At 60.5% G+C, this 24,807-nt stretch carries 23 protein-coding genes; 6 read left to right on the forward strand and 17 right to left on the reverse strand.

The features are described 5' to 3' along the window. Positions 1-21 precede the first annotated feature (21 nt). From corA to lptM, 8 genes are all read right to left on the reverse strand, one after another. The gene (gene corA, locus ACVCAM_RS14080; protein WP_008501540.1) at positions 22-972 is read right to left on the reverse strand and encodes a magnesium/cobalt transporter CorA; all 951 of its coding nucleotides are present in this window, start codon (positions 970-972) and stop codon (positions 22-24) included. A gap of 150 nt (positions 973-1,122) precedes the next feature. After that, a complete protein-coding gene (ysgD, locus tag ACVCAM_RS14085; protein ID WP_212743980.1) occupies positions 1,123-1,179 on the reverse strand; it encodes a YsgD/CorL family protein in 57 nt (18 codons plus the stop codon). 149 nt (positions 1,180-1,328) lie between these two features. Next, positions 1,329-3,491 (reverse strand): DNA helicase II, encoded by a 2,163-nt coding sequence (gene uvrD, locus ACVCAM_RS14090; protein ID WP_025912241.1) that lies wholly within the window; start codon positions 3,489-3,491, stop codon positions 1,329-1,331. A 107-nt stretch (positions 3,492-3,598) separates the two neighbouring features. Further along, entirely contained in the window at positions 3,599-4,315 is a 717-nt protein-coding gene (gene yigB, locus ACVCAM_RS14095; RefSeq protein WP_023293565.1) for a 5-amino-6-(5-phospho-D-ribitylamino)uracil phosphatase YigB, read from the reverse strand. After that, positions 4,315-5,217 carry a tyrosine recombinase XerC gene (gene xerC, locus ACVCAM_RS14100; protein ID WP_008501543.1) on the reverse strand — a complete coding sequence of 301 codons (903 nt, stop codon included), beginning with the start codon at positions 5,215-5,217 and terminating at the stop codon, positions 4,315-4,317. The genes yigB and xerC overlap by 1 nt, the downstream gene beginning before the upstream one ends. Continuing rightward, positions 5,214-5,921: a DUF484 domain-containing protein gene (locus tag ACVCAM_RS14105; RefSeq protein WP_008501544.1), complete on the reverse strand. Its 708-nt coding sequence runs from the start codon at positions 5,919-5,921 to the stop codon at positions 5,214-5,216. The genes xerC and ACVCAM_RS14105 overlap by 4 nt, the downstream gene beginning before the upstream one ends. Next, on the reverse strand, positions 5,918-6,742 hold the full coding sequence (dapF, locus tag ACVCAM_RS14110; protein ID WP_248226290.1) for a diaminopimelate epimerase: 825 nt from the start codon (positions 6,740-6,742) through the stop codon (positions 5,918-5,920). The genes ACVCAM_RS14105 and dapF overlap by 4 nt, the downstream gene beginning before the upstream one ends. Before the next feature lie 35 nt (positions 6,743-6,777). Continuing rightward, positions 6,778-6,981, reverse strand: coding sequence for an LPS translocon maturation chaperone LptM (lptM, locus tag ACVCAM_RS14115; protein WP_021242847.1), 204 nt, complete (start codon positions 6,979-6,981; stop codon positions 6,778-6,780). 135 nt (positions 6,982-7,116) lie between these two features. Between lptM and cyaY the strand changes: the two genes are divergently transcribed. Beyond that, entirely contained in the window at positions 7,117-7,437 is a 321-nt protein-coding gene (cyaY, locus tag ACVCAM_RS14120) for an iron donor protein CyaY (protein WP_008501546.1), read from the forward strand. An 89-nt stretch (positions 7,438-7,526) separates the two neighbouring features. Here the strand turns inward: cyaY and cyaA are convergent, their stop codons facing one another. Continuing rightward, the gene (gene cyaA / locus ACVCAM_RS14125) at positions 7,527-10,070 is read right to left on the reverse strand and encodes a class I adenylate cyclase (protein WP_248226284.1); all 2,544 of its coding nucleotides are present in this window, start codon (positions 10,068-10,070) and stop codon (positions 7,527-7,529) included. A gap of 349 nt (positions 10,071-10,419) precedes the next feature. Between cyaA and hemC the strand changes: the two genes are divergently transcribed. From hemC to ACVCAM_RS14150, 5 genes are all read left to right on the forward strand, one after another. After that, positions 10,420-11,361 (forward strand): hydroxymethylbilane synthase, encoded by a 942-nt coding sequence (gene hemC, locus ACVCAM_RS14130; protein WP_032635435.1) that lies wholly within the window; start codon positions 10,420-10,422, stop codon positions 11,359-11,361. Then, positions 11,358-12,098, forward strand: a complete 741-nt coding sequence (gene hemD / locus ACVCAM_RS14135) for a uroporphyrinogen-III synthase (RefSeq protein WP_023326284.1) — start codon at positions 11,358-11,360, stop codon at positions 12,096-12,098. Before hemC ends, hemD begins: the two co-directional genes overlap by 4 nt. A 20-nt stretch (positions 12,099-12,118) precedes the next feature. Then, positions 12,119-13,315, forward strand: coding sequence for a uroporphyrinogen-III C-methyltransferase (hemX, locus tag ACVCAM_RS14140; RefSeq protein ID WP_407223746.1), 1,197 nt, complete (start codon positions 12,119-12,121; stop codon positions 13,313-13,315). Positions 13,316-13,317: 2 nt separating this feature from the next. Next, on the forward strand, positions 13,318-14,517 hold the full coding sequence (gene hemY / locus ACVCAM_RS14145) for a protoheme IX biogenesis protein HemY (RefSeq protein WP_008501551.1): 1,200 nt from the start codon (positions 13,318-13,320) through the stop codon (positions 14,515-14,517). 172 nt (positions 14,518-14,689) lie between these two features. Continuing rightward, positions 14,690-15,901 carry an MFS transporter gene (locus tag ACVCAM_RS14150; protein ID WP_407223747.1) on the forward strand — a complete coding sequence of 404 codons (1,212 nt, stop codon included), beginning with the start codon at positions 14,690-14,692 and terminating at the stop codon, positions 15,899-15,901. 770 nt (positions 15,902-16,671) lie between these two features. Here ACVCAM_RS14150 and ACVCAM_RS14155 read toward each other — a convergent pair. Genes ACVCAM_RS14155 through trbE form a run of 8 tightly spaced genes read right to left on the reverse strand, consistent with a single transcriptional unit; the run spans position 16,672 to position 24,802 of the window. Then, positions 16,672-16,917 carry a DUF2274 domain-containing protein gene (locus ACVCAM_RS14155; RefSeq protein WP_000108283.1) on the reverse strand — a complete coding sequence of 82 codons (246 nt, stop codon included), beginning with the start codon at positions 16,915-16,917 and terminating at the stop codon, positions 16,672-16,674. Continuing rightward, positions 16,914-18,194 (reverse strand): TrbI/VirB10 family protein, encoded by a 1,281-nt coding sequence (locus ACVCAM_RS14160; RefSeq protein ID WP_003092274.1) that lies wholly within the window; start codon positions 18,192-18,194, stop codon positions 16,914-16,916. The genes ACVCAM_RS14155 and ACVCAM_RS14160 overlap by 4 nt, the downstream gene beginning before the upstream one ends. Before the next feature lie 2 nt (positions 18,195-18,196). After that, the gene (gene trbG, locus ACVCAM_RS14165; RefSeq protein WP_000776560.1) at positions 18,197-19,189 is read right to left on the reverse strand and encodes a P-type conjugative transfer protein TrbG; all 993 of its coding nucleotides are present in this window, start codon (positions 19,187-19,189) and stop codon (positions 18,197-18,199) included. Beyond that, complete coding sequence (trbF, locus tag ACVCAM_RS14170) at positions 19,186-19,890, reverse strand: conjugal transfer protein TrbF (protein WP_001211312.1); 705 nt, start codon at positions 19,888-19,890, stop codon at positions 19,186-19,188. Before trbF ends, trbG begins: the two co-directional genes overlap by 4 nt. An 18-nt stretch (positions 19,891-19,908) precedes the next feature. Continuing rightward, on the reverse strand, positions 19,909-21,276 hold the full coding sequence (gene trbL / locus ACVCAM_RS14175; RefSeq protein WP_023093366.1) for a P-type conjugative transfer protein TrbL: 1,368 nt from the start codon (positions 21,274-21,276) through the stop codon (positions 19,909-19,911). Beyond that, positions 21,273-21,599, reverse strand: a complete 327-nt coding sequence (locus tag ACVCAM_RS14180; RefSeq protein ID WP_014603538.1) for a hypothetical protein — start codon at positions 21,597-21,599, stop codon at positions 21,273-21,275. The genes trbL and ACVCAM_RS14180 overlap by 4 nt, the downstream gene beginning before the upstream one ends. A 12-nt stretch (positions 21,600-21,611) precedes the next feature. After that, the gene (trbJ, locus tag ACVCAM_RS14185; RefSeq protein WP_003092277.1) at positions 21,612-22,355 is read right to left on the reverse strand and encodes a P-type conjugative transfer protein TrbJ; all 744 of its coding nucleotides are present in this window, start codon (positions 22,353-22,355) and stop codon (positions 21,612-21,614) included. After that, positions 22,352-24,802 (reverse strand): conjugal transfer protein TrbE, encoded by a 2,451-nt coding sequence (gene trbE, locus ACVCAM_RS14190; protein ID WP_000933135.1) that lies wholly within the window; start codon positions 24,800-24,802, stop codon positions 22,352-22,354. Before trbE ends, trbJ begins: the two co-directional genes overlap by 4 nt. Between the last annotated feature and the right edge of the window lie 5 nt (positions 24,803-24,807).

Raw genomic sequence — 24,807 nt, forward strand, 5'->3', positions numbered from 1 at the left:
GTAGCGCCACCGGGCGGATTCTCAAAGCCAGTTACGACGCTTAAAGTAGAGATACGGCGCCAGCCCGGCGAGGATCATGAAGATAATCGCCCCCGGGTAACCAAAGCTCCACTTCAGCTCCGGCATAAACTCAAAGTTCATCCCGTAGCTGGACGCCACCAGCGTCGGCGGCAGGAACACCACGGACACCACCGAGAAGATCTTAATGATGCGGTTCTGCTCGATGTTGATAAAGCCCATCGCCGCCTGCATCAGGAAGTTGACCTTCTGGAACAGGGATTCGTTGTGCGGCAGCAGGGATTCGATATCGCGCAGGATCTCACGCGCCTGCTCCAGCTGACCGCCCGGCAGACGCGCCTTGCGCACCAGGAAGTTCAGCGCGCGCTGGGTATCCATCAGACACAAGCGCACCTTCCAGCCGATATCTTCCAGCTCCGCCAGCGTCGAAAGCGCTTCGTCGTACTCATCGCCCTGATGGCCTTCCATGATCACGCGGCTCAGCTTTTCCAGATCGCTGTAGATGTTTTCAATTTCATCCGCCAGCTGTTCAATTTTGGTCTCGAACAGATCGAGCAGCAGCTCATAGGCGTTGCCGTCCACCATCGCCTGGCTGCGGGCGCGCATGCGGTAGAGGCGGAATGCCGGTAGCTCACGCTCGCGCAGGGTAAACAGGCGGCCGTCGCGAATGGTAAATGCCACGGTGGAGTTGCCCGCGTGGTCTTCGGCATCTTCGAAGAAGAAGAAGGAGTGAATGTGCAGGCCGTCTTCGTCTTCAAAAAAACGGGCGGATGCTTCGATGTCTTCCAGTTCCGGGCGCGTTGCCAGGCTTTGCCCCAGCTCAGATTGTACGCGAAGGCGCTCATCGTCGTCCGGCTCGACCAGATCCACCCATACGGCATCAATGAGGGGCTGTGACTCTTCGGCTTCAAGCCGAGTCAGTCGGTTATTTTCGAGTTGAAATGCGCTCAACATGACCGGGACTCCCAATGCAAAAAATATCGGACAGTTCGGTGGGCACACAGAAACAAATTGGGTTTCAGACCATTAAACAGCCTGACTCAGCGCGACGGGAATAATGCAGTCGCTGACAACCACTAAGGCCATCAGCAAGAGGAGATAGCCTTAGGAGTTGTTCCTGGATGACAGGGAATTGAGCCAGTATCTACTGGGTGTGTCCAAGGCGAATGTCCTCTTAGCGTAATCGTGCGCGCATGTTACGCCAGCTATAACTGTGGCGTCAACACGCAACGAAACGCTGAAGGGCATTAATTGACCTTCAACGTATAAGGCTAGCAGATTATTACAAAATAATGATATTTTTCTGAAAGTTAGACTGTTTCCAGCTTCGCGTAGGCGGCCACCAGCCATTTGATCCCCTGCCCCTGGAACGCCACCTGCAGGCGGCTGTGCTCGCCGCTGCCTTCCAGATTCACAATGGTGCCTTCGCCAAACTTCGAATGGCGCACGCGCTGGCCCAGCTTGTAGCCGGTGTCGGTTTCCGCCATCGGCGAGCCCATGCGCTGATGGCTGACCGGACGGCTGATGCTCGCCCGCAGACGTACCTCTTCGACACACTCTTCCGGCAGTTCACCGATAAAGCGCGACGGACGGTGGTAGACCTCTTTACCATAGAGACGTCGGGTTTCAGCGTAGGTCAGCGTCAGCTTCTGCATCGCTCGCGTCACGCCCACGTAGGCTAGACGACGCTCCTCTTCCAGACGTCCGCCTTCATCCAGCGACATCTGGCTCGGGAACATCCCCTCTTCCATCCCGACGATAAACACCTGCGGGAACTCCAGACCTTTGGCGGAGTGCAGGGTCATAAGCTGAACCGCATCCTGCCAGGTGTCCGCCTGCCCTTCACCCGCTTCCAGCGCGGCGTGGGAGAGGAATGCCTGCAGCGGCATCAGGTCCTCGTCTTCTTCGTTGTAGCTGAACTGGCGCGTTGCCGTGACCAGTTCCTCTAAGTTCTCAATACGGGTCTGGCCCTTCTCGCCTTTTTCCTGCTCGTACATGGTGCGCAGGCCGGAGTCTTTAATCACCCGGTCGGTCTGCACGTGCAGCGGCATGTCGGCGGTTTCCTGCGCCAGGGCGTCAATCAGTTCAAGGAAGCGCTGCAGGGCGCTGGCCGCGCGTCCGGCAAGCGCTTTTTCCTGCAGCAGCTCGCGGCACGCCTGCCACAGCGTCAGCTGACGGTCGCGCGAGGCCTGACGCACCACGTCCAGCGTGCGGTCGCCAATCCCGCGGGTCGGCGTGTTAACCACGCGTTCAAACGCCGCGTCGTCGTTACGGTTGGCAATCAGACGCAGATACGAGAGCGCATCTTTGATTTCCTGACGTTCGAAGAAGCGCATACCGCCGTAAATGCGGTACGGCATCCCCACCTGCAGCAGCGCCTCTTCCAGCACGCGCGACTGGGCGTTGCTGCGATAGAGAATGGCGCACTGCTCCAGCGCGCCGCCGTTGTCCTGCCAGGTTTTGATGCGGTTGACCACGAAGCGCGCTTCGTCGAGCTCGTTGAAGGCGCAGTAAATCGAAATCGGTTCGCCGTCGACGCCGTCGGTCCACAGCTTTTTACCCAGACGCCCGTTGTTGTTCTCAATCAGGGCGTTAGCCGCGCTCAGGATATTGCTGGTAGAGCGGTAGTTCTGCTCCAGACGGATGGTTTGCGCGCCGGGGAAATCGTTGAGGAAGCGCTGAATGTTCTCCACCTGCGCCCCGCGCCAGCCGTAGATCGACTGATCGTCATCGCCCACGATCATCACCTTGCCGGTATCGCCGGCCAGCAGGCGGATCCATGCGTACTGGATGTTGTTGGTATCCTGGAATTCGTCCACCAGAATGTTGGTGAAGCGTTCGCGGTAGTGCTGCAGGATGTGCGGCTTGTTGAGCCACAGCTCGTGAGCGCGCAGCAGCAGCTCGGCGAAATCCACCAGGCCGGCGCGATCGCACGCTTCCTGATAGGCCTTGTAGACGTTCTGCCAGGTCTGCTCGATCGGGTTGCCGAAGCTCTGAATGTGGTGCGGGCGCAGCCCCTCGTCTTTCTGACCGTTGATGTACCACATCGCCTGACGCGGCGGCCACTGCTTCTCGTCGAGGTTCATCGCCTTGATCAGGCGCTTCAGCAAACGGAGCTGATCTTCGCTGTCGAGGATCTGGAAATCCTGCGGCAGGTTGGCGTCCATGTGGTGCGCACGCAGCAGGCGGTGCGCCAGACCGTGGAAGGTGCCGACCCACATCCCGCCCTGGCTGGTGCCCATCAGCTGGGCGATGCGGTGGCGCATCTCCGCCGCCGCCTTGTTGGTGAACGTGACCGCCATGATGGAGTACGGCGAGCAGTTTTCCACGCTCTGCAGCCAGGCGATACGGTGAACCAGCACGCGCGTCTTACCACTGCCCGCTCCAGCCAGCACCAGCAGGTTGGTGCGCGAGGCGGCAACCGCGTCACGCTGTTTGTCATTAAGGCTGTCGAGCAGGTAAGAAACGTCCATTGGCACCGTCACATAGTATTCAGGAACAGAGCAAAACGCCCGGTGGCGCTTCGCTTACCGGGCCTACAACAGCAAAACCCTGGTAATTTATACAATATTACTGGTGATTATATCAGCGTCGTGAGGGATGCCAACCGCGAAATTTCCACGTGCGGCAGAAGACGGCTATCGGAGGCGATCATCAGGTCAGCATTTTCCGGCTTGATCCAGCAGGCCTGCATGCCGCAGCGGATGGCGCCCGCCACGTCTGTGGTCAGGTCATCCCCCACGTGCAGGATCTTACCCAGCGGCAGGTTAAGCTTATCCGCCGCCAGATGGTACATGTCGCTGAACGGCTTCGCGCGCCCGTGAGGACCCGCACGCAGCACGAATTCAAAGTAATCGCTGAGGCCGAACAGCTCCGGCTGGGCATTGCCGTTGGTGATGGCCACCAGCGGCCACTTTTCGGCAAGCGTCGCCAGCGTGTCGTGGGTTTCCTGCGGCACGTCGATACGGCTGCGCCATTTGGCGAAGTTTTCCATGGCCGCTTCCGCCCCAATCGCGGCATCCTGCGCACTCAGGCCTACATTCAGCATCGCCTGCTCAACCGCGCGACGACGCCATTCGGTCACGTCGTGGTAAATGTCCGGCTCGGTCTCCCGCAGGGACTGACGCAGCTTCTGGAAGTCCTTGTTCTGCATCGTCTTCAGCGCGGGATGATAGTTCTGCACAAACGCCAGCGACTCCTGCTCGGTACGCAGGATCACCTCGCGGTTGTCATAAAGAGTGTCATCAAGGTCAAACGTCAGGGCTGAGATCTGACCGAGTGGGCGGTAAAAACGCATTATTTCCCCCGTTTGGCGCGTGGATGCGCCGCGTCATACACCGAGGCGAGGTGTTGGAAGTCTAAGTGGGTATAAATTTGAGTGGTCGACAGATTTGCGTGGCCAAGCAGTTCCTGCACGCCGCGCAGATCGCCGCTCGACTCAAGCATGTGTGTTGCAAAGGAGTGGCGCAGCTTGTGCGGATGCACGTGGCTGTTTAGCCCCTGCTTAATGCCCCACTCCGCAAAGCGCTTCTGCACGTTACGCGCCGAGATCCGCTTGCCGAGTTTCGACAGGAACAGCGCATCTTCGTCGGTGCCAAACAGCCCGCGCAGGTCAAGCCAGTGCTCAATCCAGGAGACCGCATTGCGGCCAATCGGCAGGCGGCGCTCTTTGCTGCCCTTCCCCATTACCCACACTTCGCCAGATTCCAGGTCGAGATGCTTCAGGTCGAGGTTGACGAGTTCAGACAGACGCAGCCCGGCACCGTACATCACCTCCAGCATCGCGCGGTCGCGGACGGCCAGCGGATCGTTCAGATCGATATCCAGCAGGCGGTTTACGTCGTCAACGTCGATATTTTTAGGCAGATGGCGCGGCGCTTTCGGCGTGGCGATCCCTTTTGCCGGGTTGGCTTTTATGCCGCCCTGGCTGACCAGCCAGTCGAAGAAGCTGCGCAGCGCAGAGAGCCTGAGCGCCAGGCTTGCCGGGCTGAGGTTTTTTTTGCGGCTACGCACGACGAACGCGCGTACCGTCGCAGCATCACATTGTTGCCAGCTTTTCAGGCCGATCTCGTCGGCAATCTGCATGATGGCATCAAGCTGACGCTGATAGTTAAGCAGCGTAATGGGGCTAAGCTGGCGTTCCACGCCGAGATAGCGCAGAAAGCGTGAGACGTCAGTGGCGAGCAGTCCGTCCGTCATACGCGCTCAATCCAGCGCTCCAGCAGCTCAGGCAGCATCAGGGCGATCTCCTGCAGCAGGTGCGTGGCTTGCCCCTGCTCATAGTGATGCGCGTCGCGGCTGGTAAATAAGATGACGCCCAGATCGCCATCGCGCCCCATCAGCGACATCGCCACCGAGCCAATCGCTTTGGCCTCCGGTAACACCACCAGCAGCTCAGGTCCGTTAAGCGGCCCCAGATAGTGGTGCTCATGGCCCAGACGCTGAATGCGCAGCGGTTCAAACGCCTGACGGCTCAGTGCCAGATGGGTAAATCCCGACGGTGCGCCGATGCGCCAGCGGTCAGGGAAAAGACGAATCGTTGCACCCGCCAGCCCCAGCTCGCGGGCCCAGCGGTGGAAGCGGCTGAGGAACTCGTCAAGACTGTGCGCCGACGCCAGACGCGCCTGCAGATGCAGCAGACGATAGAACAGGCTTTCATTGGTGCTGGCCTGCTCCATCAGCAGCGTCATGTTCTCTTCAAGCTGGCTGATGTGGTTGCGCGCGCGCGCCATGTGCCATTCCACCAGCGACACGGTTCCGCGAACCGGATGCGGCACGCGCATCTCTTCGACGACGCGTGCATTGCGAATAAAAAACTCAGGATTGCGCAGCAGATAATCAACAACAGCTCTGTCGTCCAGTTCCGTCACTGTTTCCTGCAGTTCTTCCCCTGGTTGTTTCATAGATGGATAAACCCGTCATAGACATGTGCCGCCGGGCCCGTCATATACAGTGGATGACCCGGTCCTTTCCAGGCGATATCAAGCCGACCGCCCGGTAATTCCACGCGAACCTCTTCAGCCAGTAACCCCTGGGAGATGCCCACGGCCACTGCCGCACAGGCTCCGCTTCCGCAGGCCTGCGTCTCGCCCGCACCGCGCTCGTAAACCCGCAGACGAATGTGCTCGCGCTTCACCACCTGCATAAAACCGATGTTCGCGCGCTCCGGGAAACGTTCGTGGCTTTCCAGCACCGGGCCGAGCGTTTCGACCGCCGCGGTTTCCACATCATCAACCTGAATCACGCAGTGTGGGTTACCCATAGAGACGACGCCGCACAATACTGTCTGCTCGGCCGCCCGCATAATATAGGTCTTTTCCGCTTTGTTTGCGCGAAACGGCACGACGGAGGGCTCGAAGTTAGGCTCGCCCATGTTCACGCGCACCAGCTCATCATCGGTGACGCTGAGCACCATGCGACCATTGGCTGTACTGACGCGAATATCACGCTTGTTAGTCAGCCCTTTCAGGCGGGCAAAGCGGGCGAAACAGCGCGCGCCGTTGCCGCACTGGTTCACTTCGCTGCCGTCCGCGTTAAAAATACGGTAGTGGAAATCGAGGTCGGGATCGTACGGCGGCTCAACCACCAGCAGCTGATCGAACCCCACGCCCAGATGCCGATCCGCCAGACGACGGATCAGTTCCGGTGAGAAAAACACATTCTGCGTTACCGCGTCGACGACCATAAAATCGTTGCCAAGGCCATGCATTTTAGAGAACTGCATCATTTGCTCCATTGCGCGGGTACAGAACGTTGTCGTCAGAGATTAACCTGAGTCGGGCCGCCGTTGTCGCCACGGTCGTTAGTATCTGGCGTGGAAGACTCAATGCCGCTGTTAACCGGTTTCGTCGGCGGCGGTGCGGTTTTATCCGCAGGCGGAAAGTACAGGGGTCCCTTCAGTCCGCAGCCAGTCAGGCTAAACAGCGTGATGAGAACGGCAAGCGTTCGGAAAGCGTTTTTCATTATAAAGTTGCCCGTAAGTTCAAATCTGTTTCTATCATCGCAGGAGAAGACACAAAAGCAAGAGTTTGCCGCTTTCCTGCAACGGGAATTATTTAGGGTTATACTGCCGGCATCACGAAAAACAGGAACAAAACCATGAACGACAGTGAATTCCATCGCCTTGCCGACAACCTGTGGATGACCATCGAAGAGCGTCTTGACGACTGGGACGGCGACAGCGATATCGATTGTGAAATCAACGGCGGTATTCTGACCCTGAGCTTCGAAAATGGCAGCAAAATTATTATTAACCGTCAGGAGCCGCTTCACCAGGTGTGGCTGGCGGCCAAACAGGGCGGCTATCACTTCGATCTGAAGGGTGATGAGTGGGTGTGCGACCGTAGCGGCGTACCGTTCTGGGATCTGCTGGAACAGGCCGCGACCGCGCAGGCGGGTGAGGAAGTGCGTTTCAGGTAGTTTTGTTGCCCGGTGGCGGCTGCGCCTTACCGGGCCTACAACGGCTCGAACCGTAGGCCGGGTAAGCATTAGCCACCCGGCGAAAAGGCTCAGGAGAGATACTGCTGCAACAGCGGCGCGGTGTCCTGATTGGCAGGCGCGGCAGGCGTGACGGCCTGAGTGCGGAACGGGATCACCTGCGCACGGCCATCGACGTTCACAATCTGGTAGAACTGCGGCAGGTTAAAGTTGATAAAGCTTGAGCCGTAGGTAAAGCGGTCATGCGAAGAGGAGTAGAAGCGGCTGACGTCGCGCACCAGCTCCTCTTTACTGCCTTCACAATGGTGATACACCTCGGCGCGGTTGGTCTCATCCAGAATGTAGATGTTGAACCCGGCATCGTCGCCCGACTCTTCAAAGAAGAACTGAATAATCCCTTCACTGGCAAAGCCGTCCACCACCTGCGGGAGCTTAACGTGGTTGGTTTCCACCTGCACCGACAGGCCATGCAGCTTGTTATGCGAAATCGCGCCGTAGAATTCAATGGCGTTTTCCAGCTTCTGTACCGACACGTTGAGACGTTCAAAGAACAGGCCCCAGGTCTGGCCGGAGACGCGCAACGCTTTAAAGCGCCCGGTTTCCTGACGGGTACTGGAGAGACGCAGCTCGATACACTCGGAGACCAGCTGCTGCACGCGGGTACGAATCAACCCGCGCAGGTGCTGGCTGTAGCAGAACACTTCCACGCTGTCCGGCGGCGCGGCATCCTGGTGCATCTTGCCAAGAATGGTTTTCAGCGCTTCGATCATCGCCTGCTCGCCGTTGAAGTGCAGGGTACGCACTTCGTTCCACGAGTTGCGGTACAGCAGGTCCACGCTGCCCACCAGGCAGTTTTGCTGCTCGCCAAAGCTAAAGACGTCCAGCTTGCGGAAGTCAAAATGGACCACCTGATTGCGGAAGGCCGCCGTCGGGTCGTATTCCAGGTTGACGATGATCGCCAGATGGCGAATCTCACACGGGCTGTAGAGCGCTTTTGGCGTCGGCGCAGGCAGACGCAGCGGGAAGTGGTGCGACACATCCGCGACCATCTCCTGCAGCTTAGCGAGATCGACCACCTCGTTGCCTTTGATAAACAGGCGCGTGCGCGAGGTCAGCAGGCCGTTAAACCAGGCCCAGGCCACCAGCTTGTTCAGATAGCGGTTATATTCCAGCGGCTGATGGCTGATGATGGAATCCATGCTTGGCGCACGGTTGTACAGATACCACCCGGTGCGGTTCGCGCGGCCCGGCGGCACGTAGATAAAGGTCAGGTTCGGTTCTGACAGGTCAGGCGAAATCTGCGGGTTAACCAGCGTGACTTTACCCGGCAGCGCTTCAAACGCGGCGTACAGCTTACGGGTCAATACCCCGATGTCCTGCGGGCTGGCGGAAACGCTGAGGTTGTTGCGGCGCGCAAAGCGGATCAGATTACGGTAGCTTTGCATCATCGCATCGAGCAGTTCGTTGTGCGCTTCACGCACCTGATCGATTTTCCAGTTGGCCCGGTTGTCGAGCATGGACAGACGCGCGTCGTCCCATCCCCACTCTTTCACTAACTGGCTGACCACTTCACGACGCCAGCCCACGCAGGCGCGTTCGCGGCTCAACTTCTCACAGACTTTGAGATAGAAACATCGACGTACCAGGTCCAGACGCGTGGTGTCATCAATGGCTTTCAGGTATTCGGTTACGCGCTCGAGCATCATGCAGTAAGCGTCCAGCCCGAAGGAGACGATCTCCCCGTCGTGCAGGCGCTGCTTGATGTCTTTTGCCAGCAGGCGCGGCGTCGGGTATTCCCAGGAGTAGGCTTCAAGCAGCAGCGTTTTCAGCACCGCTTTGTACGGTGAGTCGATACTCTTATAGAGCTGCCAGAGGCTTGCGCCGAAATACTCTTCCGCAGACAGTGAGCTGAGACCGCCGAGGTCCAGCCATTCGTTTGGCGTCAGTACGCCCTGCGCATAAAGCGACATGACGTAATCGTCGTAATGCTCTTCTTCTTCGCACGGGACCATATTCCACAGAATACGTTTCCCGGCCAGACGAACGGCAGTACGGTAGAATTCATCCAGCAATAAGATGTGCTGGGTCGAGCCGCAGTCCTCACCACCCAGACTGCCGCTTTCGTTATGGCGGAAACGGTTTTCATCAATCAGGAAGAAGCTCACTTCCACGCCGAGCGAGGCCGCCCAGCTCTCCAGCAGGCTGCATTTACGCTGCAGCAGCTGACGCTCTTCGTTATCGAGCCAGGACTGATGACAGACCCAGATGTCCAGGTCAGAAGAACAGCTTTGCCCTACCGATGAGGTGCTCCCCATAGAGTAAACGCCGGTAATCGGCAGTTCACCTTTCGGGGACTCCTGTGGCGGCATGCCCCGGTAGAGTTCCAGCTCGTTCAAATAATGCTGTTGGGTTTCATCAGGCGTGAAAAGGCAAATGCCCTGGGGAACGTTACCATCAAGGTAGCCAGGCATCAGAGGGTGGTGATAGTGCAATAATGTCGGCAGCAGACTGTATACCTGCTGGAAAGCAGGGCCCATAGCAGCAAGCGCGCGATCCACACGCAGTTGATTTATGGCATCCAGTCTCTGTTTCAGAGTCTCAATATAGAGGTACAAGACGTATCGCCTGATGTTTCCGGGTGTCGCAGCTATTCAAAACACGAGTAACAGCGGACCCGCAGTATTTCAAAAAGATAACCGTTACCCTTTTTCGCCCTTATCATTTTTGGTGGTACCGACGAAAAAATGGTCTAAAACGTGATCAATTTAACACCTTGCCGATTGACCGTAAAGAAAGATGCGCTACATACAAGTGTAGCACCGTTCTGTACGTGTAAATTCCTGAATACGGCTCTGGCTGACGAATACGCCGCCTTGTCCCTCTCACTCTTCATCAACCGTAAAACTGCCATCCCAGAGTCAACAATGTTAGGATGGTTAGCGATTGATAATGACGGTAACAAGCATGTTAGACAATGTTTTGAGAATTGCCACACGCCAAAGCCCTCTCGCGCTCTGGCAGGCACATTATGTGAAGCAGCGCCTGGAAGCCTGCCACAGTGGATTGCGCGTCGAGCTGGTGCCGATGGTCACGCGCGGTGACGTGATCCTCGATACGCCTCTGGCGAAAGTGGGCGGCAAAGGCCTGTTTGTCAAAGAACTGGAACTGGCATTGCTTGAGAACCGCGCCGATATCGCCGTACATTCGATGAAAGATGTGCCCGTCGAGTTCCCGGAAGGGCTGGGGCTAGTGACCATCTGCGAGCGTGAAGACCCGCGCGATGCGTTTGTCTCTAACCGCTATGACTCGCTCGACGCGCTGCCAGCGGGTAGCGTGGTTGGTACGTCGAGTTTACGCCGTCAGTGTCAGCTGGCGGAGCGTCGTCCTGACCTGATCATCCGCTCGCTGCGCGGTAACGTCGGCACGCGTCTGGGCAAGCTGGATAACGGCGATTACGATGCCATTATCCTCGCCGTTGCCGGCCTGAAGCGTCTGGGGCTGGAAGAACGTATTCGCGTAGCGCTGCCGCCAGAGCTCTCACTGCCCGCTGTTGGCCAGGGTGCCGTCGGCATCGAGTGCCGTCTGGACGATGTGCGTACCCGCGAGCTGCTTGCCCCACTGAATCATGACGAAACCGCTACGCGCGTAAAAGCGGAGCGGGCGATGAATACCCGCCTCGAAGGCGGGTGCCAGGTGCCAATTGGCAGCTATGCTGAATTGACGAATGGCGAACTGTGGCTGCGCGCGCTGGTAGGCGCCCCGGACGGTTCGCAGATGGTGCGCGGCGAACGTCGCGGTAACGCGCAAGATGCCGAGCAGCTTGGCGTGTCGCTGGCGGAAGAGTTACTGGATAACGGCGCCCGCGAGATCCTGGCTGACGTATATAATGGAGAGCCCCCTGCATGAGTATTCTCGTCACCCGCCCTTCTCCCGCAGGAGAGCAGTTAGTGAGCCGTCTGCGCGCACTGGGGCAGGTGGCCTGGAGTTTTCCGCTCATTGAATTCTCCCCCGGTCGCGAGCTCTCTGCGCTCGCCGACCAGATGAATACCCTTCAGGACGGTGACCTGCTGTTTGCGCTGTCGCAGCATGCCGTGGAATTTGCCCACGCACAGCTGCAGCAGCAGGACATGGCCTGGCCAACCGCCCCCGGCTATTTCGCGATTGGCCGCACAACGGCACTGGCGCTGCATACCGTAAGCGGCGCGGACGTTCGTTACCCGTTAGATCGGGAAATCACTGAAGTCTTGCTACAATTACCTGAATTACAAACTGTTGCCGGAAAGCGTGCGCTCATTTTGCGCGGCAATGGGGGGCGCGAGCTGCTGGGCGAAACGCTGCGTGAACGTGGTGCGAACGTGACGTTCGTTGAGTGCTATCAGCGCTGTGCAAAACACTACGATGGCGCGGAAGAGGCGATGCGCTGGCACGCGCGAGGCATCAATACGCTGGTGGTCACCAGCGGTGAAATGTTACAACAGCTTTGGGCGCTGATACCGCTTTGGTATCGCGAAAACTGGTTACTCCGCTGTCGGCTTCTGGTCGTCAGTGAGCGTCTGGCGAACCAGGCCCGGGAACTGGGCTGGCAGGATATTCGGATCGCTGATAACGCCGACAACGATGCGCTGCTGCGCGCATTACAATAACTCTCAAATGGGAAGCCATAATGACGGAACACGACAAATCCTCCGCCGTGGTTGAAGAGACCAGGGAGACTGTGGAGACGACGCCACAGCCAGAGACGACTGAGAAAACCGCTGAGAAGAAAAACGGCAGCAACAAAACAAGCCTCACGCTGAGCGCGATTGCCATCGCCATTGCGCTGGCAGCGGGGGCTGGCCTGTACGGGCTGGTGAAGCAACAGAGCGCTAACCAGACGTCCACCAGCGATGCGCTGGTGAATCAGCTCACTGCCCTGCAAAAAGAGCAGGAGACGCAGAAAACCGAGCTGGAAGCCGTGATTAAGCAGCAGGCCGCCGCGCTTGCCGAAGCGAACAGCAAACAGGAAGAGCTGACCAAACAGCTGGGTGAAGTTCAGCAGAAAGTCGCCACGATTTCCGGCACCGATGCCAAAACCTGGCTGCTCTCGCAGGCTGACTTCCTGGTGAAGCTCGCCGGACGTAAGCTCTGGAGCGATCAGGACGTCACCACGGCCGCCGCGCTGCTGAAAAGCGCCGATGCAAGCCTGGCAGACATGAACGACCCGAGCCTCATTACCGCCCGTCGCGCGATTACCGAAGACATCGCCAGCCTCTCTGCCGTTTCGCAGGTGGATTACGACGGCATTATCCTCAAAGTGAACCAGCTTTCGAATCAGATTGATAACCTGCAGCTGGCGGATAACAACGACGACGACTCCCCGATGGATTCCGACGGTACGGAGCTTTCCAGCTCGCTGAGCGAATGGCGCATAAACCTGCAGAAAAGCTGGCAGAACTTTATGGACAGCTTTATCACTATCCGCCGTCGCGACGAAACTGCCGTACCGCTGCTCGCGCCGAACCAGGACATCTATCTGCGCGAGAACATTCGTTCCCGTCTGCTGGTGGCGGCCCAGGCCGTGCCGCGTCATCAGGAAGAGACCTATAAACAGGCGCTGGATAACGTCTCAACGTGGGTACGCGCTTACTACAACACCGATGATGCGACGACCACCGCCTTACTCGAAGACATTGATAAGCTGAGTCAGCAGAACATCACCATGAACGTGCCGGACAAGCTGACCAGCCAGCCGATTCTGGAGAAACTGATGCAGACGCGCGTGCGTAACCTGCTGGCGCAGCCGGGCGTGCCGGCTGAGCAGACGAGCGGAGCGGCACCTGCTCCGGCTCCTGCGCCTGAAAGCGCACCGCAGGGAGAGTAACGATGCTAAAAGTCCTCTTACTCTTTATCCTGCTGATCGCCGGGATCGTCCTGGGGCCTATGCTTGCGGGTCATCAGGGTTATGTCCTGATCCAGACCGATAACTACAACATTGAAACCAGCGTAACGGGTCTGACGATCATTCTGATCCTTGGCGTGGTGGTGCTGTTTGCGATCGAGTGGATCCTGCGCCGTATTTTCCGTACCGGTGCCCATACCCGCGGCTGGTTCGTTGGCCGTAAGCGCCGTCGCGCCCGTAAACAGACCGAGCAGGCGCTGCTTAAGCTCGCAGAGGGTGACTATCAGCAGGTTGAAAAGCTGATGTCGAAAAACGCCGACCATGCCGAACAGCCGGTGGTGAACTATCTGCTGGCGGCCGAAGCGGCGCAGCAGCGCGGTGATGAAGCCCGCGCTAATCAGCATCTGGAGCGAGCGGCTGAGCTGGCTCACGGCGACCCGATTCCGGTGGAAATCACGCGCGTTCGTCTGCAGCTGGCACGCAATGAGAATCACGCGGCTCGCCACGGCATCGACCGTCTGCTGGAAGTCGCGCCGCGTCATCCGGAAGTGCTGCGCCTTGCCGAGCAGGCCTATATTCGTACCGGCGCCTGGGGCTCACTGCTGGACATCATTCCGTCGATGGCGAAGGCCGAGGTGGGCGACGATGAACATCGTGATGAGCTTCAGCGTCTGGCGTGGATTGGCCTGATGGATCAGGCGCGCGCAGACCTGGGCAGCGACGGTCTGAAAACGTGGTGGAAGAATCAGAGCCGTAAAACGCGTCAGCAGGTTCCTCTGCAGGTGGCGATGGCGGAACACCTCATCGAGTGTGACGATCACGACACGGCTCAGGAGATCCTCCTCGACGGTCTGAAGCGTCAGTACGACGATCGTCTGGTGATGGTGATCCCGCGCCTGAAAACCAACAATCCTGAGCAAATCGAAAAAGTGCTGCGTCAGCAGATTAAAACCGTCGGCGATCGACCGCTGCTGTGGAGCACGCTCGGCCAGTCGTTGATGAAGCACGGCGAATGGCAGGAGGCGAGCCTCGCCTTCCGTGCAGCGCTGAAGCAGCGTCCGGACGCCTTCGACTACGCCTGGCTTGCCGATACGCTGGACAAGCAGCATAAGCCGGAAGAGGCCGCCGCCATGCGCCGTGACGGGCTGTTGCTGACCCTGCAAAACAACGGTACCCAGCAATAATCAAAAAGGAGGCCAAACGGCCTCCTTTTTTTATCGCCTTTCTGCTGCTACATTCTTTACACCTGCATCCGCAAACGAGCCCGCCAATGTAACGATCTCTTTTCATTAACTTTTTCTCACACACGCGCACATTCTGCAGCGTGGATTAAATCGTTTTTGAAAGGAAATCGTCATGAACTCGCTTCTGTATGCGCTGATTGAAGCGCTGCGCTGCCACCGCTGGCTGCGCCTCCTTGCTTGTGCTTTTATCTTTTCTTCGCTGGGGAATGGCTTAACCCAGGTCGTGGTCTTCGGCTTGCTGTTAGCATGGTCAGCCCCGCCCGCACTGCTCACCCTCGCTTTTCTTTTCGCTACGGTGCCGGGGTTTATCGGAAGTACGATCGGCGAAAAGCTGTGCTCCCGATGTTCTCCGATCGCCCTGCTGATACTGACCGAGGCACTGGGATTGCTCGCCCTGCTCTTTCCCCTCCTTGGTGTGGGTTATCACAGCGTTACCGCGTTACTCGCCGTGCAATCCACCGAAGCGCTGCTCAGCGGGATGAGCTGGCCCGCGCTGACGTTGCTCTTCAAGCGCGGTCTCAGCGAAGCGGAGCTGCCTGCTGCGACCTGTCTGGAAAATGTGATTTTTGCTTCTCAGGTTTTGCTGGGGACCGGCCTGGGCGTGGTGCTGTTTCAGAAGATATCCGTATTTACCCTGCTGGCCATTGATGCCGCCAGCTTTCTCGGGTCACTGCTCATGCTATGGCTGGCTGGACGCCGGTTTTCAGCGCCATCACTCCCGTCCCTCGAGGAAGAGGAAGCCCCTGCGGCATTACGCTGGCGGACGTTGAACGTTCGGCAGAAACGCAGTCTGCTCATCCTGCCAGCGCTGGCGGCCGTCGGCTCGCCGGCCATGGCACTGCTTCCGGCACTGGCACAGCAACTCCATCCTCAGGATGCGGCGGGCCTTGCTTTGCCGCTGCTTTTCGCCAGGAGCCTGGGACAGCTTTGCGGCCCCATGTTGCTAAAAAAAGAGAGCCTGACGCGCTTTGCCGCTCGCACGCCACGCATCATCGTTTGTCTCGGCATCTTTCTGGCCGCTTATGGAATGCTGCCGTTGTTGTCCGGGTGGATGGCATGTGCGCTGGGGATGATCTTTATCGCGCATCTGGCTTCGAATGTTCTGTTCGCGGCCGGGACGTTTGGCGTTCTCAGTTGTTTTCATATTACGCAAACCGCTTCGGCCAGTGGTAAAGCCTGGCGCTGGCAAACGCTCAGCGCCTCTCTCTTCACCGGCATCGCAGCGGCAGTGGCTGCCGGGTTTGGCTCAGTAGCCGCACTCTATGCTGTCTCGTCAGGGGCCCTTGTGATGGTTGCCCTGATCGTGCGCCGGTATCGGGAATAAGGCATAAAAAAACGCCTGCTATAAAAGCAGGCGTTAAAACAGGTCTGTAAGACAACATATTTGGTGCTTCACTCAACGTTATGTCCATGGTGTCTGATGAGGCCTAAGCGACATCTGTCAGTGGACGATAAGCACCGTAAATGGCTCTGCGTCATTCCGGAGTTTATGAGGCACGAAGGCGAACATAAGAGATGGAATGAGCATCTACACGCATATTATTGCACGTAACGTGCCAACATGACACGCAGAACTTTTACATGACGCAACATTTTAAGATAAAAGGAAATTATGCTGTTAAGCGTCGTCTTAATCGCTACAACATATCGGTCAACGCAGAAATATGTCGCCAGGAGGAGACAGCAAAACCTATGGATAGTAAATATGTTTATTTTCAATGAATTATATGTCGCTGAATCGCGACAATGAAACCGGGCGCTGTCGGGGAATCACTACAGGGGTGAAAAGTAGCAGAAAACAAAAAAGTGCCGGTGTCAATTCTTTCGCGCAAATCAAGAAGGACTTGAAACCGTATATGGGACAGTAGGTTAGCTCCTTTCGGGGCCGCTTAGAAGAAGAGCGGCGTTGTCGGCTAGGAGCGACATAGGAGCGTTGGGAGAGAAAGCCGCATCGCACTGTGTAGTGCTGGATTGCCGAGGAACGGCGGGCCTGTCGCATCATCATAGCCCAACAGGCTCGGCGGCATCCAGAATGAAGAACGCGCAGCCTGGGCTGCGCGTTCGATGGATGCCGTTGAATAGCATGCGGTGCAATCATGGCGGCTTCGGTGGTGTGCTGCGGGTCGCCGTGCCCTTCCTGAATCCTCGATCCCCCGCCATGAACGCTTCCAGCATATGCGGGATCAGCGTCGCCGCATCAACGGCCTCGCCATACGCCTGCGCGTGTAGCGCGGCGTAGCGGTCGAGGTCGACTTTCAAGCTGGTCGGGCAAACGAAAGTCAGCTTGGTGCTCTCGGTCTTCGGCAGCGGGCCGAGCCGCAGCTTCTTGGTCGTGCTCATCGTGAAGTCCCCCGGTTGAAGAACAGCGGCTGGTACGGCCGCAGCACCAGATCCCGGTTGACGATGATGCGAACCGGCAGGCCCGGCCGTTGCGTTAAGGTCGGCTGGATGTTGAGGTTGCGCCGGGTCATCTCCTGGCCGACCTGATTGATGCTGTCCTGCGCGCTGTCGCGCCCAGCGATGATGACGCGATCACCATCCTGCCGGTTCTCCGGCGCGGCCAGCTCGGCACCGACGCCCAGCAGCGTGGTGAGTGCCGCACCGGCAAAGATGCGGCCCCAGTGGTAGTCCACATCGTCCTCCAGCCCGGCATAGCCGGCTGGGTCGGTGCCGGCCAGGTTGTCGAGCGTGAGCGAAGACGTGTCCGGCAGGATGATCCGGTTCCAGACGACTTGAACGCGGCTCTGCCCGTAGCTGACCTGGCTGTTGTATTTGCCCAGGATGCGCGAACCCTGCGGAATCAGCAGGAAGCGCCCGGTGGCTGTGTCATAGACCGGCTCCGTCACCGTGGCGATCACGTCGCCGGGCAAGTCCGACTTGATGCCCGTCACCAAGGCACCTGCGACCACTGTTCCGGCCATAACCTGATACGGCGAAATTGGCAGAGTCAGATTGCCGGAATTACGGGTTTCAGTGGGGCCAGCTTTCATGAAAGCCTCTTTCTGGTCTTGCCGGTTTTGCACCGCTGTCGGGTCAGCAGGTTGGGCCGCCGTGGAGGCCGGCCCGGCCGCCAGCGGGTCAAACGCCGCATTGGCGGCGAAGCCCGGCGCAGCGGCCACCTGTGTCTGCGCTACCGGCGCCGCATTCTGCCCACCCGAGCGGAAGAACACGGACGAGGCCGCGGCCGCCTCGGCTTCTTTTCGCAGGGCATCGTTCGGGTCGTGACCGGGGGCCGCGTAGGCAGCCGTCGCCGGTTGCTGCGACTTCACGATAGCCGGGCCAAGATCGCCCGGCAGCGGTGGCCCTAGTTCGGGAACGGCAGGCAGCAACGCCGGCGGCAGCTTGGAATAGTCCGTCGGCAGCGCATCCAGTCCTTCCGACTTTGACACGCGATCGACGTTGTAAAGCTCGGTCTGCTCGCCTGTGCTGCGTCGATGAGGTTGCAGCGACCACATCAGCGCGCCGAGCACGGCGACCGCTAGGACGCCGGCAAGGATGGCCAGCGAGCGCCGGTTCAGGCGTGTGACTGGACGCGGCTGGGCGCGCAGCGCCACTGCCTCCGGCGCCACCTTGTCCGCCTGCGGCGCGGCAAGGTCGGGAGTGTCATCCTGGCTCATGGTCAGTTCCTCCGTGCAACACCATCGGTGCGCTCGATCCGCACCACGTCGCCGCCATCGCCGCCCAGCCGCAGTTCGGCCGCGCCGAACAGGCGATCCACGACGTAGTACGGCGAGCGAAAACGGTAGTTCACCAGTTGCCCGTCGCCCTGCGCGCCGATGACAAACAGCGGCGGCAGCTCGCCCTGGGCGATGCCCGGCGGGAACTGGATATAGACCTTCTCTCCATCATCGAAGGCGCGCAGAGGCTTCCACGGCGGGTTGCTGCCCGATACCGCGTAGCGGAAGCGGATCTTGTCCAGCGACAGGCCCGTATCGACAGGCGTTGTTGCCTGCGCTGCCTGCGCCTGGCGCTGCAACGCGAGCATTCGGTCTTTCGGATAGTCCCAGGACACCGACGCCATCCATGCCCTCTCGGTCGAGGTCAGCTCCAGCAGGTAGGTGCGCCGACTGGTGGTGATGACGAGATTGGTTTTCAGACCGGAGCGGATAGGCTTGACCAGCACATTGACGCGCAGATCGGCCCCGCCGCCGCTGGACGTGTCGCCCACGATCCAGCGCACGGTATCGCCGGCGGCGACCGTTACCAGTTCCTCGCCCGGTTGAAGCGAAACCACCGTCACGCGCCCCGGCGACGCATAGACCTGATAAAGCGCGCCATCGGTGAACGGCCACACCTGAATCGCGTTGACGTAGCCCTCACGGGTAGGCGCGATACGCGCTTCTGCATTGGCACGGGAAACGCGCACCTTTTCGTCGGCCGGCTCCGGCGCAACGGGGGCCTCATCGAGTTCCGGCAGGGGCTTCAACTGCGCCGGCAGCGCCAGCGGTTCAGGGACGGCGACGACTTCGACGGGCTTGGGCGGTTCGGGCAACGGCTGGGCCAGCACCGTCTCGTCGAGCGAGATGGATGGCGGCGGCTTCCCCTGCGAGGCGCAGCCCGCGAGGGCCAGCAGCGTCAAAGGAACAACGTAAAGGCGGAAACGAAGTTTCATGGTTTGGCTCCTTCGGAAGAATCCAGTTCGCGGCTCCATGACAGGCCGTTGACGTAGATACCCAATGGGTTCTTGAGCAGGCGCTGTTCAGTACGCGGGGTTTGCAGGACGGTCGAAAGCACGGCGTTCCAGCGTTCGGTGCCGGCGGGCGCACCGTTGACATAGCGCTGCTCTGTCCAGCGCACGTTGAAAGACGTGTCGCTCGCGCGAACCACGCTGGTGATTTGCACCGTTACCGATTCCTTGCCGATGCGGGCGAATGGGTCATTGGTGCGGGCGTAGTCGTTGAGCACCGCCGCGCCCTTGTCGGTGGTGTAGTCGTAGGCATCGAGCCAGTTCTGCCGCACCACGATGGGGTCGATGGACAGCGAGCGAACCAGCGTCACGAAGCGCGCCAGGTGGTGCGCGATCTGCGCGTCGCCGGGCCGGTACGGCGTGGCGGCCTCTCCCACGGCGCGCACCTGCCCGGCTTGATCGACCTCGATGACATAGGGCGTCACGATGGACTGCGCCGAGCGCCACACCAGGCCGCCGGCCATCAACAGCGCGAGCACTAGGCAGCCGAAGGCCATCAGGCGCCAATTCTTCGCCTGCACGCGGGCGGAGCCGATACGGTCGTCCCACACCTGGGCGGCGGCTTGATACGGGGTGGCAGGCTGCGGCGTATCGGCGTAGCGCACCTGCGGTCGTTTGAATCGCATGGGTGTTCTCCTTGAAGGTTAGGTATCGGAATCCCGCAGGCTCGGGCCTTGCCCGGAGCCGCCGCCGTCGCCGCCGCGCAGCGTGTGGGCGGCAGTGGTCGCGGCATGGGTAGCCTGCTGGCGGCGGTGCATCCGCTTGGCCCAGGCCGGTTGCTGTTGCTTCTGCGAGCCTGCGGTGCCGTCTGCGGTCTGGCCGGGGCCAGCACCGTCGCTGCCGGCTTCTGTGCCGTTCCAGCCAGCGCGGAAGGAGTCGGCCACCTTCTGCCCAACAGCGGAAGCACCAGAGGTGACGCTGCGGCCTGCGGCTTGTGCGCCAGTCTTGGCGACATTGCCGAGGCCAGCCGCCGCGCCCTTGGCACCGCCGCCGGCCGCAGCGGAACCGGCCTGGAACGCCGATCGGGCACTGCCGGCCGCCGAAGTCGCGGCACGCGCACCGGCACCGGCCAGCTTTGCGGCCGCCGGGGCCATTCGTGCCCCGGCCATGACGGCGCCGCCCACGCCCGTTACGGCGGCGCCGATGGCAACGCCGGTGCCGACAGCCCCGACCGCAGCACCAGCCATCGCGCCCGCACCAAGCTGTGGCGCACCGGACACCAGGCCGGTGGCGATACCGGGGCCGAAAATGCCCAGCGCCAGCAGCGCGAGCGAGGCCAGCATCACGACCAGCGCGTGGTCGATGGATGGTTCGTCGGGATGCACCTGGAACTCGGCGAACAGGCCTGAACCGATGCCGACGATGACGGCCAGCACCAAGACCTTGATGCCTGACGACACCACGTTGCCTAGCACCTTTTCCGCGAGGAACGAGGTCTTGTTCCAGAGTGCAAACGGGATCAAGACGAAGCCGGCGAGCGTAGTCAGTTTGAACTCGATCAGCGTGATGAAAAGCTGTACGGCCAGCACGAAGAAGCAGAGGATCACCACCAGCCAGGCGATGAACAGAACCACGATAGGGTCGATGTTCACGAACACCTCGGGGAACCCAGCCATGTCCCCGATCTGTTCCAGAATCGGCGCGGCTGCGTCGATGCCGGTCTTCGCCAGCCGGCCCGGCTGAAGGAAGTTCTCCATCGTGATGGCCGAGCCGGTAGCGGTAATTCCCAAGCCGGCGAACGAGCGGAACACGATGCTCGCCAGCCAGTTGAAGTTGCCGATGATGTAGGCGAACGCGCCGACACAGAGCACCTTGCGCAGCAGCTTGGCGATCACGTCGTCGCCCTGGCCGGTGGCGTGGCTCATGGCCCAATACAGGCCAGCGATCGTCATGTCGATGACGATGAGCGTGGCGGTGAGAAATGCCACTTCGCCCTGCAATAAGCCGAAGCCCGAGTCGATGTAGCGCGAGAACGTATCGAGGAAACGGTCGATGATGGTCACGTCGTTCATGGCGAATCCTCGGGCGGAGTGAGCGGAACGGCGCCCTCTGGCAATTCATCTGCGGGCGTATCGAAGCTCGGCGGAATCGGCGGGAGTTCAGCCAGCGAGTTGTATTCATCCGGCCCGGTATGGCCGGCGAAGAAGCGCCGCCGGAAGGCTTCAGCGGCGGCGCGGCAGGCATCCTCGCCCACGGCCTGCCGGTCGGCCGCGCATTGCCCGCGCAACGCCTTGAGCCGCACCGGATCTGCGGCCAGGGCGTCGGCCAGGTTCTCGGCCGGCTGCTGGCCGCACGCGGTCAGCAGCACGGCCATCAGGACGGAAGCGCATCGCATGGCCGCCTCCGGTCAGTTGTTATAGAAGTTGACGGACTGCGGCGTGTACGGCGTGCCGGTGCCCAGAAAGCGCCGCCGCACTTCGCGGGCGCGCTCCATAGCCGCCGCTTGCCGCGCCAGTTCCAGTGAAGCGGCCCGGTCTTGCGTGATCTGGAGCTGCTGCGCCTGGATCGACTGCTTGGCCTGCAAAGCCAGGAGCTGGTTCGTCGCCTGCATCGCTTGCAGCGCGCCGGTGGCCGACTGGCTCTGGCTCACGAGATCGGCCAGCGCGCTTTCGTCTTGGGCGAGGTTCTGCGACACCTGCGCCTGCATCCGCATCGCGGTGTGCAAGCCGTTCAAGGTGTTCTGCCAGCGTTCGCGGGCGTCCTGTGCCATGCGGTCGCCGCTGATGGTGGCGGCGTACTGTTCCGGGTACAGGCGGGCGAACGTGGCATCCATGCTCTGCACGTCGTAGGCCAAGCCGCGCGCCTCGGCGATCAGGCGCTCGGTGGTGGCGAGCGTCGAGCGCAGGCGGTTGACGATGTTGAAGTCGAGATTTGCCAGGTTCCTGGCCTGGTTCATCAACATCTGCGCCTCGTTCTGAAGCTGGTTGATCTGGTTGTTGATCTGTTCCAGCGTGCGCACGGCGGTCAGCGTGTTCTGCACGAAGTTGGACGGGTCGAACACCGTCAGCGCGGATGCGGGCTGCACGGCCAGCAGCGATACCGACAGCACGGCAGCGAGTGAGACAGAGAGCAAACGGGGCTTGGTCTTCATGGTGAAACCTCCAGCGGTTGAGAAGCGAGAAAGGAAGCTGCCGCCGGAGCGGACGGCAGCAGGTCGGCGGCCCAGCCGAGGCCGCGATGGCGCAGCCACGCGCCGGCGAAGCCGGGAGCGCCGGCCTGCGTCAGCACGCGGTCAATATCGCGTTGGTCTTGAGGGGTGGATGCGCCCGCGAATGCGAGCGCGACAGGCCCCAGGTCGAGGTCGAACAGGCGATTGCCGAGGCGCGACTGGTAGTAGTAATCGCGCTTGGGCTGTGCGGTCGCCACGATCTCAATCTGGCGGCTGTTCAAGCCGAAGCCTTCGTAGATCGTGCGAATCTGCGGCTCGGTGGCCTGCGGGTTAGGTAAGAAGATCCTGCTCGCGCAGCTTTCGATGATGGCTGGCGCGATGGTCGAGTCCTTGATGTCGGCCAGCGACTGCGTGGCAAAGATGACGCTGACGTTCTTTTTTCTGAGCGTCTTGAGCCATTGCCGGATGCGGGCCGCGAAGGACGGCTCATCGAGGAACAGCCACGCTTCATCGAGGATCAGCAGCGTGGGCGCGCCGTCAAAACGTTCGTCGAAGCGGGCGAACAGGTAGCGCAGCACTGCTTGCACGGCGGCGGGGCTGTGCATCAGTTCTTCCATCTCAAAGCCCTGCACGTCGGCCATGCCCAGCCGGTCGTGGTCAGCGTCCAGCAGCTTGCCGTGGGCGCCGCCCAACACATAGGGCGCGAGCGCTTGGCGCAGCGCGTTGGACTGCAATAACACCGACAAGCCGGTCATGGTGCGCTGCTCCACTGGCGCACCGGCAAGGCTTCGCAGCGCCGACCAAATGGCAGCCTTCTCGTCCGGGCCGACCGTCACGCCTTCGTGCAGCAGCCGGCCCTCCACCCATTCGGCGGCCCAGGTGCGGTAGCCCTCGTGGGCTATTCGCGCGAGTGGCTGGAAGGCGATGCCGCCATCGGCACCGAGGTCGTAGTGCTCACCGCCAAGGCCGAGGATGGTGGCGCGCATCGAGCGCCCCATGTCGAAGGCGAAGATCCGCGAGCCGAAGTAGCGCCGGAACTGCATGGCCAATATGGCGAGCAGCACCGACTTGCCCATGCCGGTCGGCCCGGCGACAAGGGTGTGCCCCACGTCGCCGATGTGCGTCACCAGCCGGAACGGCGTCGCGCCATCGGTGCGGGTGACGATCAGCGGCGGGCCATCGAGGTGTTCGTTCTTCTCCGGCCCAGCCCATACCGCTGACATCGGCATCATGTGCGCCAGGTTCAGCGTCGAAACGATGGGCTGACGCACGTTCGCGTATGCGTTGCCGGGGACGGACGACAGCCAGGCATCGACTGCGTTGAGGGTTTCGGGGATGGTCACGAAACCCCGGCCCTGGATGACGCGCTCCACCATGCGCAGCTTCTCGTCGGCCACGGCCGGGTCGGCGTCGAGCACCGTCACCGTGGCGGTGAGGTAGCCGAAGGCGACTTGATCGCTGCCCAGCTCCTGCAAGGCGGCATCGGCGTCGGCGGCCTTGTTGCTGGCATCGGTATCGACCAGCGGGCTTTCCTGCTGAAAGATCGTTTCGCGCAGCAGCGCGATGACGTTCTTGCGCTTGGCGAACCATTGGCGCCGCAAGCGCCCCAATTCCCGTTCCGCCTCGGCTTTGTCCAGGCACAGGAAGCGCGTACTCCAGCGATACGCAAAGCCCAGGCGGTTGAGGTCGTCCAAGATCCCCGGCCAGGTCGAGGTCGGGAAGCCTCGTACCGACACCACGCGCAGGTGCTGATCGCCCAGCATGGGCGCCAGGCCGCCGACCAGCGCGGCATCGGCCAGCAGTGCGTCGATATGGAACGGCACGTCGGGCACGCCGACGCGATAGCGCCGCGTGGAGACTGTGGCATGCAGGTAGGTCAGCGTCTGGCTATCGTCCAGCCAGGCAATCTCCGGCATCACACCATCGAGCAGGTCGAACACGCGATCGGTCTCTGCCACGAAGGAATCAAGCCGACCACGCCAGTCCACACCCTCAGTGGGCCGGTTCTCGTACAGCATCCCAGCCGCACGGGCGCGAGACTCTTGCGGCGGTAGGTGTTGCAACGTGAAGTGATAGACGCTCTCGAAATGGCCATCCGACTCCTCGAACGCCGCGCGTCGCTCCTCATCCACCAGCCAGGACAGTGGTTCGGGAAAGGAGGATTGCGGATAGCTCGATGCCCGCATCCGCTCGGCCTCGATATAGAAGGCCCAGCCAGACCCGGTACGGCGAAGCGCGTTGTTCTGCCGCGCCGACGTGGCAATCAGCTCGCCCTGTGTCGCACTGTCCAAGTCGGGGCCGCGAAACTGGAACGTGCGTTGAAACGAACCATCTTTGTTCAGCACAACGCCCGGCGCGACCAGCCCGGCCCAGGGCAGCCAGTCGGCAAGCAAGGCCGGGCGCTGACGATATTCGGCAAGGTTCAGCATGGCGT

The organism is Enterobacter sp. CFEC122 (assembly GCF_052983755.1).